Annotated in this window: 11 protein-coding genes; 3 read left to right on the top strand and 8 right to left on the bottom strand. The window is 38.5% G+C overall.

What is annotated here, in order from left to right; genetic code table 11:
* Window positions 1-33: 33 nt before the first annotated feature.
* A complete protein-coding gene (gene rlmH / locus PKC55_RS09485; protein WP_135106692.1) occupies window positions 34-507 on the top strand; it encodes a 23S rRNA (pseudouridine(1915)-N(3))-methyltransferase RlmH in 474 nt (157 codons plus the stop codon).
* Between the two features lie 4 nt (window positions 508-511).
* Here rlmH and PKC55_RS09480 read toward each other — a convergent pair whose 3' ends face one another.
* Window positions 512-1,756 (bottom strand): ABC transporter permease, encoded by a 1,245-nt coding sequence (locus PKC55_RS09480; RefSeq protein ID WP_291124098.1) that lies wholly within the window; start codon window positions 1,754-1,756, stop codon window positions 512-514.
* A gap of 12 nt (window positions 1,757-1,768) precedes the next feature.
* On the bottom strand, window positions 1,769-2,791 hold the full coding sequence (gene ruvB, locus PKC55_RS09475) for a Holliday junction branch migration DNA helicase RuvB (RefSeq protein ID WP_135106689.1): 1,023 nt from the start codon (window positions 2,789-2,791) through the stop codon (window positions 1,769-1,771).
* 150 nt (window positions 2,792-2,941) lie between these two features.
* Between ruvB and PKC55_RS09470 the strand changes: the two genes are divergently transcribed.
* Window positions 2,942-3,517, top strand: a complete 576-nt coding sequence (locus PKC55_RS09470; RefSeq protein WP_291124100.1) for a phosphatase PAP2 family protein — start codon at window positions 2,942-2,944, stop codon at window positions 3,515-3,517.
* A 7-nt stretch (window positions 3,518-3,524) separates the two neighbouring features.
* Here the strand turns inward: PKC55_RS09470 and PKC55_RS09465 are convergent, their stop codons facing one another.
* From PKC55_RS09465 to PKC55_RS09445, 5 genes are all read right to left on the bottom strand, one after another.
* A complete protein-coding gene (locus PKC55_RS09465; RefSeq protein WP_283685678.1) occupies window positions 3,525-4,268 on the bottom strand; it encodes a DUF3667 domain-containing protein in 744 nt (247 codons plus the stop codon).
* Between the two features lie 35 nt (window positions 4,269-4,303).
* Window positions 4,304-5,074, bottom strand: a complete 771-nt coding sequence (locus tag PKC55_RS09460) for an SDR family NAD(P)-dependent oxidoreductase (protein WP_291124103.1) — start codon at window positions 5,072-5,074, stop codon at window positions 4,304-4,306.
* Between the two features lie 4 nt (window positions 5,075-5,078).
* On the bottom strand, window positions 5,079-5,951 hold the full coding sequence (locus PKC55_RS09455; protein ID WP_135106681.1) for a YitT family protein: 873 nt from the start codon (window positions 5,949-5,951) through the stop codon (window positions 5,079-5,081).
* Window positions 5,952-5,964: 13 nt separating this feature from the next.
* On the bottom strand, window positions 5,965-8,766 hold the full coding sequence (gene leuS, locus PKC55_RS09450; protein WP_291124105.1) for a leucine--tRNA ligase: 2,802 nt from the start codon (window positions 8,764-8,766) through the stop codon (window positions 5,965-5,967).
* A gap of 189 nt (window positions 8,767-8,955) precedes the next feature.
* Window positions 8,956-10,083, bottom strand: coding sequence for an acyltransferase family protein (locus PKC55_RS09445; protein ID WP_291124107.1), 1,128 nt, complete (start codon window positions 10,081-10,083; stop codon window positions 8,956-8,958).
* Window positions 10,084-10,207: 124 nt separating this feature from the next.
* Between PKC55_RS09445 and PKC55_RS09440 the strand changes: the two genes are divergently transcribed.
* A complete protein-coding gene (locus tag PKC55_RS09440; protein WP_291124109.1) occupies window positions 10,208-11,059 on the top strand; it encodes an AraC family transcriptional regulator in 852 nt (283 codons plus the stop codon).
* An 87-nt stretch (window positions 11,060-11,146) separates the two neighbouring features.
* Here PKC55_RS09440 and PKC55_RS09435 read toward each other — a convergent pair whose 3' ends face one another.
* Window positions 11,147-12,994: a 4-hydroxy-3-methylbut-2-en-1-yl diphosphate synthase gene (locus tag PKC55_RS09435; protein WP_324372813.1), complete on the bottom strand. Its 1,848-nt coding sequence runs from the start codon at window positions 12,992-12,994 to the stop codon at window positions 11,147-11,149.
* Window positions 12,995-13,164 lie beyond the last annotated feature (170 nt).

The following is a 13,164-nucleotide window of genomic DNA, read 5'->3' as shown; positions in this document are numbered from 1 at the left end:
GTTGCCTATTTTTGTAATGAAAAACTAGAAAATATGAAAATCATTCTTCTCGCTATAGGCAAAACCGATGCAGGCTATTTTGTAGAGGCTATCAACGAATACCAGAAAAGGTTAGAGCATTATATCCCTTTCGAAATACAAATTATACCTGATATAAAAAACACCAAAAGCCTTACGATGGAACAGCAAAAAGAGAAGGAAGGTGAGTTGATATTAAAAAACATACAGGCGGGAGATTATCTCGTTCTGCTCGATGATAAGGGAAAAGAATATACCTCGATGCAGTTTGCCTCCTATATAGAAAAGAAAACACATACGGTAAGCAAGCGGCTCATATTTGCCATCGGAGGCCCTTATGGTTTCTCGGAAGCAGTATATCAAAAGGCGAATGAAAAACTAACACTATCACGCATGACTTTTTCGCACCAAATGGTACGCCTTATATTTGTGGAACAGTTGTATAGAGCAATGACAATCTTAAACAACGAACCTTACCATCACGAATAATCTCTTATTCGAAACGAAGTGATTTTGCAGGAGATATTTTTGCTATCAGATAAGAAGGCCCAACCATAGCCAATACCGACAAGGTTAAGGTAGCAATGTTGATAAGAATAATGTGTAATATATTTATATCCACCGGCATTTCGGATACATAGTAAGTATTGGGATCTAGCTTTATCAAGCCAAAATACCGTTGAAGCAACAGCACAGTTAGGGCTATAATATTTCCCCACAACATACCTTTCAATATCAGGAATGAAGACACATAGAGAAATGTTTTACGAATATTAAAATTTCGTGCACCTAAGGTTTTAAGTATACCAATCATATTGGTGCGCTCCAAGATTATAATAAGCAATCCCGATATCATCGTAAAAACGGAAATAGCAAACATCAAGATCATGATTACCCATACATTCATATCCAACAAATCGAGCCAACTGAATATCATCGGGTTCATTTCTTTAATAGAGCGGGTCAGAAAAGTATTCCCATCCACATCCCGATAAGTCATCATATCTAAATAGATATTTTGTGTAAGCTGGTCAAGTTGCTCAAAATCGTTTACAAGCAGCTCTATACCGCTTACCTGATCGGGTTGCCACTTATTAAGCCTTTGTATAAGTCTGATATCTGTTATAACAAATAGTTTGTCGTAATCTTCAAAATTGGTACTGTATATCCCCGTGATGTTAAACTTACGGGCACTGCGTTCCTGAACAAAATACGAAATAAAACTATCGCCTGTCTTCAGATTAAGTTTATTCGCTATATTCTTGGAGATAATAACCTGATTGGTGATTGTGGTATCATCAGGGTTGATGATCTTACCGTCAATCATATTCTTCTTGAAAAAGTCCCAATCGTAGTCTTTCCCTACCCCTTTTAGAATTATCCCCTGAAATGCACTATCTGTTTTTATGATACCCGGTTTTGTAGCATATACCTGTGCATGTGCTATACCCGTCTCATGGCTCAATGTATCTAAAAGACCGGGAGTAACAGCTACCGGCAATGTTTCGTAAGACGTGGTGTTATTCAGATTGGTAATCTGAATATGAGAGCCGAAGCCAACAACCTTGTTGCGTACCTCTTTCTTAAAGCCGATAACAATAGACAATGCCAGAATCATAGCTGCCAATCCTATTGCAACACCTGCAATAGCTATTTTAATAGCAGGTGAAGACGCTTTTTTCTCTCCTTCGCCTTTACTAAAATGGATCCGCTTGGCTATAAATAATTCTAAGTTCAATGTTTTATTCTTTTAAAATAGAAATCCTTGCTCACTCTCTCTTTTCCTTCCCAGATGTTTATAGGCAAGGTCTGTCACTTCACGTCCACGGGGAGTACGCTTCATAAAACCTTCCTTAATAAGGAACGGCTCATATACCTCTTCGATCGTCCCCCCGTCTTCTCCCAATGCGGTTGCTATTGTAGAAATTCCTACCGGCCCCCCTTTGAATTTATCGATCAGGATAAGCAATATTTTATTATCTATCTCATCCAATCCATACTTATCTATATTCAATGCTTCGAGAGCATAAGAAGCGATATCTTTGTCTATCTTACCCGATCCTTTTACCTGAGCAAAGTCACGCACACGGCGCAGCAAGGCATTCGCAATACGGGGCGTACCACGACTACGTGAAGCAATTTCTATAGCAGAATCTTTCGAAGCAGGTACATTCAAGATATCTGCCGATCGTAAGATAATATGCACAAGGGTATCTATATCGTAATATTCGAGATGCATGTTTATCCCAAAACGGGCACGCAGAGGGCTTGTAAGCAGACCACTACGAGTCGTTGCACCAACAAGGGTAAACGGATTGAGTTCTATCTGTACAGAACGAGCGCTAGGCCCTTTATCTATCATTATATCGATGCGATAGTCTTCCATCGCACTATACAGATATTCTTCCACAACGGGCGATAGGCGGTGTATTTCATCTATGAAAAGAACATCGTTCGGTTCGAGCGAAGTAAGCAGTCCGGCCAAGTCTCCGGGCTTATCTAATACAGGGCCTGATGTGATCTTAAACCCTACACCAAGCTCATTGGCTATAATATTCGACAGGGTTGTTTTACCAAGTCCGGGAGGGCCATGCAACAGAGTATGGTCGAGCGATTCGCCACGCATTTTTGCAGCTGTCACAAAGACTTGTAAATTTTCTACAACTTTACTCTGTCCACGAAAACTCTGGAAGGTGAGAGGGCGCAACGCATTCTCAAACTCCTTCTCATTTTCATTTATATTCTCCCTGTGTATATTAAATGTTCCTTCCATAATGTATGGTTGCAAATTTACATCAATATATTCAATTTACAGACAGATACCGATTGATTTGCAATTACTAAAAATATAAAAGATTTAAATATTCTTCATTTTAATCGTAAAATAATATTTCTTTGTGGTTCATTTTCAAGATATACGCCAATGCTTCGCAAAATTATAGAATGGGATAAAGAACTCTTTTTGTATCTGAACAGTAAACATATGGGTTGGCTCGACCCTGTTATGTTATTTTTCAGTTCGTACCATTTTTGGATAATTATGTGTATCCTGATGGCTGTGTTTATCTATTACAGATTAGAGGTTTGGAAGAAAACGAGTGTTATATTTTTCTTGCTTTCTATCGGTGCAAGTGCATTATTAACCAATATTATTAAGATGATGGTAGAACGTCCACGTCCGATACATAATCAAGATTGGACAGGTGTTATACATGCAATAGAAAGGTACAGTTCGAGTACAAGCTTCTTCTCATCGCATTCTGCAACAACGTTTACGATGGCTACTTTTTTCCTTTTATTATTCCGTAAGACCGGCTCTAAGTATTACGGTTATCTGGCAATAATTTGGGCTACAATTGTCGCATATAGCCGCATCTATCTTGCCAAGCATTATCCTATCGATGTTGCTTGCGGTATATTATTTGGAATCACAATAGGGATTATAGGATACAAGCTCCTTGAATATTATAAAAACAAGAAGAAGGGATTAAACCCTTAAAATATCTCTACCGATGGTTGATAAAAATGAATACAAATGTAACTAAAGAAGAAGCTATCACAACAAACAAAAATGATAAAACCATACTTACCAACGTCTTACATACAGTCTTGATAGGTGAATTCTTTCCAAACAATTGTATATATACCCAAAATTGATATAAATAGCAAAATAAGAACGTCAGCAATACGCCCCATATGGAGAGGGTGAAATAATAAATAGGATAAGTCAAAATAAGAATTAGGATCTGCATTCCTACTATATATGAGTTTATAACCAGAAACTCCACGAAATTGTAACCTGACTTCTTAAATACTATATAGGATGCTAATGCATAAAATGGAATAAAAGCCAGCATAACAAAAGAATAATGCCCATACATCCAATCGAAAACCAATTGACTGTAATTATTGGCTGCAGCATCTGTCTGGAGATAGGCAAATGAGTTTTCAGGATATACTTTTAGGAAAAAACATATAAATCCGTATATAGTCCCTAAAATAAGAATAAATGAAAACGGTTTGAAATGGGTGATTCTTTTACCCGATAAGTATTCGCGAATAGAGTCACCGGGTCTCGTAATGAGTTCTTTTATTGTGTGTAAAATTCCTCTATCTACATGAAAAATACTATGTTGTATTTCGTGTATAATATAATGGAAATTAATACGTGCAGTAGCTGTTGATTGTCCACAGTTTGAACAATATTTTCCAGAGACAGGAGTACTACAATTTTTACATATATCTGACATATTATTATTTACTCTATTAGATTTAAATTCTGTAATTACAACCATTTCCCAACTTTCCGCTTTTCCAATCCGGAATATATTTTCAGGAAAATAGGGAAAGCTCTTCCAATAGGAAAAAAGAAACGAAACAACAAGGATGGGTAAACATTCTCCTTCCCTTTCTCGATCCCTCTGATAATTTTTTTTGCTACTGTTTGCGAGTTTTGTGTAGGAAATGGCAAAGGCGTACTATTTTCTCCGGTTGCTTTATCAAAAAACTCTGTGCGAGTGGCAACAGGATAAACTGCTGTTATCTGTAAGTTTTCAGACTGCTCGTACCTATAGGTTTGCACAAAATGGTGCAGTGCGGCTTTTGTAGAACAATAGAGTGAGTAAGCAGGCAAAGAAACCAAGCCTGCGCCCGATATAGTACAAGCAAATACAACTCTTTTATTATTAGTGCCAGCGAGGAGTTTCTCCAGTGAATAGATAGGAGAAAATACGTTCAGATTGAAAATATTCTCTATATGCTGCCAATCGGGATTATTTATTTTTTCGAGGTAAGCAAAACCGGCATTAGCGATAAAGACATCAACTCCCCCGTCAAATATTTCCTGAGCATAATTGAATACATTATCAACTCCATCTTTACTGCTTACATCAGCAGCATAAGGGTATACAACCCCTTCTTTTTGAGGGATACGGTCAGCATGACGGGCAACAGCTACAATTCTGACATTCGGATATAAGGCTAAAATATCGAGCATATCTCTCCCAATTCCTGAAGAGGCGCCCGTGAGAATGATATTTTTACCTTTTAAATCCATGATTTTATGTCCTTATCTTATCGAAGCCCTCGCCGTAAACTCCCCGAACAGTACTTTGTGAGATAAAAGCTTTCTCGTCAATACTTTTAATCAGGCGGAATATCTCCAGAGCTTCGTTGCGTTTAGCTAAGACAATCAGAACCTTTGTAGGCTTCTTCGTATACCACCCCATACCATCCAAAACGGTACAGCCCCGATGCAATTCATGATTTATGGCAGTGGCTATAATCTCATATTTCTCGGAGAAAACAAGTATCTGAACCGACTGACGGAATCCGTTGATAACCATATCTATACTATATGTCATCACCCCCATCACAATAAGTCCGTATATAATGGTCTGATAATTCTGGAATACAAAATACGAACAACTGATTATCACAAAGTCGCACAGAAGCATTCCTCGCCCAAAAGCTATATTTTTATACTTATTGATAAGTGCTACAACGATATCTGTCCCCCCCGTACTACCATTCGAACTGAATACCAAGCCTATCCCGACTCCGCACATCATCCCTCCGATAACACCTGAAAGAAGCGGCTCATTTTTTACAATAGGTTCGGTTATCATGGACTGACAAATAGTAAGCAAAAAAGTGAGCACAACAACTCCATAGATGGTCTTTATCATAAACTTAAGACCAAGCACTTTAAGAGCCACAAACAACAATCCACAGTTTACAAGAAAATAGGTATACTGCAAAGGAATCTTCGCATTTGTAGCGTATTCCACAAGCAGGGCTATCCCTGTTAACCCTCCGGTAACGATACCTCCGGGTTTTATAAATCCAATAAGCCCTACGGCATACAGAGCCAGTCCAACAAATATAGTTGCGTAATCCTTCCAGTAAAACTCCTTTAAATATCTTTTAGGCATGGATTGTTATTGATTACAATACGACATTTATCATTTTCTTGGGAACAAAGACGACCTTCTTCGGTGTTTTTCCGTCAAGCCATTTCTGAGCTAGCTCATGACTTAACACCGCTTTCTCCACATCTGCCTGTACGGCATCTGCCGAAAACTCAAGCTCGAAACGTACCTTACCGTTAAAAGCGACTCCATATTTGAATGAATCTTCTGCAAGATATTCTTCATTAAAAGCAGGCCATTTTGCATCACAAACAGATGTTGTATTACCCAATGCAGACCAAAGTTCTTCGGAAACGAACGGAGCAAAAGGAGCAAGCAAGGTAACCAACTCTTGCAAAATCGCTTTTTTACTGCATTTTAAAGAAGTCAATTCATTCACACAAATCATAAACGCTGAAACAGATGTATTGAATGAGAATGATTCGATATCAGCAGATACTTTCTTTATGAGCTTATGCAATGATTTTAGCTCTTCTTTTGTCGGTTCTTCATCGATAACAACAAACTCTTCACCCTTATAGAACAGACTCCATACTTTACGTAAGAAGCGGTGAACACCATCGATACCATTCATATCCCAAGGCTTGGACTGCTCCAATGGCCCAAGGAACATTTCGTACATACGCAGTGTGTCTGCTCCGTACTTTTCAGCAACATCGTCAGGATTTACGACATTGTGATATCGTTTACCCATTTTCTCGATATTCCATCCGCAAACGTACTTCCCATCTTCAAGTATAAATTCGGCAGTCTCGTATTCAGGTCTCCATGCTTTGAATCTATCTATATCAAGCACATCATTATGCACAATATTTACATCCACATGGATTTCTGAAGTTTCATATTTGTCCTTCAGGTTATAAGATACAAATGTATTTGTTCCATTGATACGATATACTAAGCTGCTACGCCCTTGTATCATACCCTGATTGATAAGCTTTTTGAATGGCTCATCTTCACATGAAACGCCTATGTCGAATAAAAATTTATCCCAGAAACGGCTATATATCAAGTGACCTGTAGCATGCTCTGTACCACCGATATACAAATCAACATTGCGCCAGTATTCATCTTTCTCTTTCGAAACCAGTTCCTGATCATTATACGGATCCATATAATGCAGATAGTACGCCGATGAACCGGCAAATCCCGGCATTGTATTCAGCTCGAGAGGGAATATTGTTTTGTGATCTATCTTAGATGTATCTACAACCTTTTCATTGGCTTCATCCCATGCCCATTTAGTTGCACGTCCTAATGGTGGTTCTCCCGATTCGGTAGGCAAATACTTATCTACTTCAGGTAACTCAAGGGGAAGTTTATCTAATGGCAACATGTAAGGAAGACCCTCTTTGTAGTACACAGGGAATGGCTCTCCCCAGTAACGTTGGCGGGAGAAGATAGCATCACGAAGACGGTAATTTACTTTTACACGTCCTAGTTTGTTTTCTCTTACATATTCTTTTGTTTTCTCAATCGCTTCCTTAACAGTCATCCCATTCAGGAATCCTGAATTCATCATGATTCCTTCTTTTGCATCAAAACTTTCTTCCGAAACATCACATCCTTCAATCAAAGGTATAATCGGCAAATTGAAATGTTTAGCAAAAGCATAGTCACGGCTATCGTGTGCAGGAACAGCCATAATTGCACCTGTACCGTAACCGGCAAGTACATAGTCAGAAACCCAGATCGGTATTTCTTTGCCATTAAGAGGATTGATAGCATACGAGCCGGTGAATACTCCTGATATTTTTTTATCCATCAGGCGGTCACGCTCAGTACGGCGTTTTGTAGCATCCAGATATTTTTCTATTTCGGCTTTTTGCTCGGCAGTTGTCACCTGAGGAACGTATTCGCTTTCGGGAGCAAGTACCATAAACGTAACTCCAAAGATAGTATCGGCACGGGTAGTAAAGATTTCGAATTCAACATCCGAATCTTTTACTTTAAATTTCATTTCAGCACCTTCGCTACGTCCAATCCAGTTGCGTTGTGTTTCTTTGATAGAATCACTCCAGTCTATTTTATCCAGACCTTCGAGCAAACGCTGTGCATAAGCCGACACACGCAAGCTCCACTGGCGCATCAAGCGTTGTTCTACCGGGTATCCCCCACGCTCCGACAAGCCATTTATAACCTCATCGTTAGCCAATACAGTCCCTAAAGCCTGACACCAGTTTACAGTTGTTTCGCTGCGGTAGGCTATACGGTAGTTGAGCAATATTTCTTGTTTTTGTTTTTCAGAATATGACTTCCAGTCGGCAGCGCTAAATTGCAATTCTTCGCTGCAAGCTATATTTAAACCTTCTGTGCCAACTTGTTCGAAAGCTGCGATCAGTTCGGCAATCGGGCGTGCCTGGTTCTCATCATAGCAATAGTAGCTGTTGAACATTTGGATAAATGCCCATTGCGTCCATTTATAATATCTGGGGTCGCAGGTCTGAATCTCACGGCTCCAATCGTATGAAAAGCCAATCTTATCCAACTGCTCACGATAACGGTTTATATTCTGAGCCGTAGTAATGGCTGGATGCTGCCCTGTCTGTATAGCATATTGTTCGGCAGGAAGTCCGTAAGCATCATAACCCATTGGATGGAGAACATTAAAACCTTTTAGCCTTTTGTAGCGAGAATATATATCGGATGCGATATATCCGAGCGGATGCCCTACATGCAGCCCTGCTCCTGATGGATAAGGGAACATATCAAGGACATAATATTTAGGTTTGCTTTTATCCTCTTTTACTTTGTAAGTTTTATTATCAATCCAATATTGATGCCAACGTTTTTCTATTTCTTTAAAGTTGTATTCCATAGCCGAATATCTTGCAATTTTTTATTGGCGCAAATATAGTTATTTCTTCAGATTTAAACGAATTAATAACGATGCTTTCAGAGCATAATTTGTTCGAACTGCAAGTCTTAGATAAAGATAAAGCAATTAAACATGCCTATTGGCTATTGTTTAATTGCTTTACGAAGCATGATACTTATTTTGAAATTATTATAAAAACTTCTTGCGCAACCACTCCCGAATAGGCAGATCATAAAACCTCATAGCAAGATACGCTGTAGCAACAGCAGCTATTACAACAAGTAAACCATAATGCCATGACTGTTCTAAAGTTAGATTATTATTTGTTACCCATGCCATGTATACATATGCAATAGGGAAATGAGTAATATAAATCGGATATGAGATATCACCGAGGAATTTGCATACTTTAGAAGCCTTATATCCTTGTACTTTGCCTCCTGCTCCTAGCCAAATTATAAAAGGAAACATTATGATAAGACAGAAACATTCGTATAGCCCGTTTAGCCAAAGACTATCCGCATCGCCCAAACGTGGAACGGAAAGCAAAACAACCAACAATAGAGCCGCAGATAGAAAAGCATTTTTCGTATAACGAAGTTTACCCATTCTGGCCAACAGAAGCCCTGCTAAGAAAGGGAATGCCAAACGAATAAACCCGATTTTCAATTGAGTAGAATCATCGATAGACCATCCTCCTATAATATCTCCATTGGGATTGGTTAAGGCGTAGTGAATGGTAAATCCGGCAGCAACCACCACTAAAATAGCGAGTACAATTTTTGATACCCGACGCAAAACAAGCGCATAAACAATATTAGCGATATATTCGAAGAAGAGAGACCATGCCGGTCCATTGAGCGGATGCATTTCATTCCAACCTCTTATATCCAAACCTTTTCCTACTGGTATTAGGGTGAAACCAATCAGCATCACTAACAACATCTTCCAAACCGGAACTTCGTTTATTCCACCCCATCCTAATGTCGGTGAATCCTGAAAATAAAACAATAATGCTCCAATAATAGACCCTATAATAATCATAGGCTGCAAACGAATAATACGACGCTTAAAGAAATCTTTCAATGTCATTTTCCCCCAGCGATCGTCATATGCATACCCAAGCACAAAACCCGAGAGCAGGAAAAAGAAATCGACCGCTAAATAACCATGATTGATAATCTGTTTACTATGGTCGCCATGTGAATGAATCTCAAAAACATGAAACAAAACCACTAACAACGCAGCAACGCCTCTTAAGCCATCAAGTATTTCATAATGGGGCTTGGAGCTTTTAATATCTATTGCTTCTTTCATTCACCTTTACAAATTAAAATTCTATTATAGGCAACAAAAATATACCAAAAACGACATACTCAATTGTTTTATATTTTATTATACTTGTCTTATATTTGCCTTTTGTAAACCGAATACATTAAAAATGCTCGAAAAAGTAAAATATGCTCATATACCTGCACAACGTGAATATTCATTTCATTTTGACCATGTAAAAATCAAATGGAATGAACAAATAACACTTCACCAACAAAAAACATGGGAACTCTCTTATGTTATAGTCGGAAGTGGAACACGCATTATAGGGGATACCATAGAGCCATTTTCAAGAAATGAAATCATACTGATACCACCGAATATCCCTCATTGCTGGTCATTCGACGAATTAGATGCTAATAAAAACGGAGAAATAGAAAACATAACCGTCACTTTCTCCGAACAGTTATTGGAGAAATGTTCTTCTGCTTTTCCTGAACTGGAGACCTATATAAAAAAAATTCAAAAAAATACTGAAGCCCTTTCTTTCAAGGGGGAAACATTAGTTCGATTGCAGAGCATTTTAATACAAATGGCAAAAGAGACAACAATAGACCGACTGTCTTCTTTCATCAAACTATTATCAATAATCTCATCTGTAGAAAATACGAGTGCAGTAGGCAGACCCATAGTTGAAGACAAGAAAACAAAAAGGATGCAAAAAATATTACTTTATGTAATGAATAATTATCAGAATACCATAACATTGGAAGAAATGGCTCAATTGGTGCAGCTTGATAAATCTTCTTTTTGTATTTTCTTTAAAAAAATGACAGGGAAAACATTTTTTTCATACCTGACAGAATACCGCATCGAGTCTTCGTGCCAAATGCTAACAAAAACAAATATGGCAATTGCCGAAATATGTTTCGCTTCGGGATTCAAAGATATCCCCTATTATAACCGGGTCTTTAAGAAAATCAAAGCAGTTACCCCAACTGAATATAGGGAAAGAATTTAGGTATATGGAATGTGATTTTTATTAATATATTATTCTGTTCAACCAGACAAAACAATAGGCATCACATTCCATATATTCAATATTTTTTTAGTTTTCGGGCTCTACCCAATCACCATTCTCTTTTATAAGCTGAACAAGACGTTCTACAGCTTCCGCTGAAGAAATATTTTTCTCTATAAGGTTCTTCTTTTTGTAAAGAGAAATTTTTCCTTTTTCTGCGCCTACATAGCCATAGTCAGCATCAGCCATTTCTCCGGGACCATTGACAATACATCCCATTACGCCAATTTTAAGATGTTTCAGGTGCGAAGTTGCCCCCTTTACCAATGCAACAGTTGTCTGTAGATCAAATAAGGTACGTCCGCAGCTCGGACACGAAATATATTCAGTTTTGCTTGTACGCACTCGTGATGCCTGCAAAATACCAAACATATAAGCATCAATATTCTTTAGAGGAATTGTACCTTCGTTCTGCAACATAATACCGTTCCCAAATCCATCGAGATACAATGTCCCGAAGTCTGCTGCGGCTTTTATCTGAATATCTTCCGACTCATTTTCTGTATAGTGGCGATTAAGGACAACAGGCGTATCACAATCGTTATTCATCAATGTATGAATAAAAGCCCGCTGTTCGCCTACTCCGTTAATATGATCGGTAGAAACAATAATAACGATAGACTTATCATTCTTCAACAAAGCTAAAATATCTTTATCCAACTCAGGATAAGACAAGCGGAGGAATTTTATAGCCGAATCTGTTTCTTTGATTTTATTCCAATTCGATTTATCAAACAACGGATAAGTATTTCTCTCACCTTTCCAGCCCTCAACGTCTATAATAGAAGGAATTGCCCGAGGTGCAGCAGCAGGAAGTTCCTTGCCTACATATAAATAGTCGGGCAAGAAGTGACTATTTAGCTCAAAATTACCTTGCGAACGATCTGAAATGACAACAGGAACACTATCACCTCCTATATTTCCTACTACATACGTCTCACGTCTGTCAGTAGAAAAAGGAGAGAACTTATCACTTGCTGTGGCTACTATTTCAGGATGATTTTCTTTTTGCTTAATATATGCTATCAGCTTACGGGCAACCGGCACTTCATATTCTGGATCTTCACTCAACGATACACGAATCGTGTCTCCGATTCCATCCGACAGAAGCGAGCCTATACCAACCGCTGACTTGATGCGCCCGTCTTCACCGTCTCCGGCTTCGGTTACACCCAAATGCAGAGGAAAATTAAGACCTTCTTTTTCCATACGAGCAATCAGCAGACGTACAGCCTTCGACATAACCACCGTGTTTGATGTCTTCATCGAAATGGCAATATCCTTAAATCCTTCTTCGAGGCAGATATGTAAAAATTCCATGCAGGATTCTACCATTCCTTCAGGTGTATCACCATAGCGGCTCATAATACGATCGGAGAGAGAACCATGATTTACCCCGATACGGATAGCCGTCTTATGTTCTTTACAGATATCCAGTAAAGGAACTAGTTTAGCTCGTATTTTATCTATTTCCTGAGCATATTCTTCGTCGGTATATTCAAAGGTTTCGAACGTTTTTACCCTATCTACAAAGTTTCCCGGATTGATCCGCACTTTTTCTACAACCTTAGCTGCTGCTTCGGCTGCACGGGGGTTGAAGTGTATATCGGCAATGAGCGGAGTATTATATCCTCGCCCACGCACCACTTCTTTTATATTTTTCAGATTATCGGCTTCACGAACCCCCTGTGCGGTCAGGCGCACATAATCGGCTCCGGCTTCTACTATTCTTATTACCTGTTCGGCACTTGCTTCTGTATCGTTCGTATTGGTGTTTGTCATCGACTGCACCCTGATAGGGTTATTTCCGCCCAGTGGAGTATTCCCTATTCTGGTTTCGGATGACAGACGTCTTTTATAATTAAAGTAATTCATATGAATTTTATGTTGTTTTTTAGTTGGGATCCGAATATTATAACAAAGATAAACTTTTTTTGTTTCACTGATAATGAATCCCTGTGAGCCTTAATAAGGCAAGAGAAAAATACTTGTTTCTCATTTGCTTTAAAAATAAATTTTTAATGTTTATTTTTACAAAAAATATT

Source organism: Dysgonomonas sp. (genome assembly GCF_035323175.1).
Taxonomy (GTDB): Bacteria; Bacteroidota; Bacteroidia; order Bacteroidales; family Dysgonomonadaceae; genus Dysgonomonas.
Note: the sequence above shows the minus strand (reverse complement) of the source record. Positions and strands in the feature narration are given on the sequence as shown.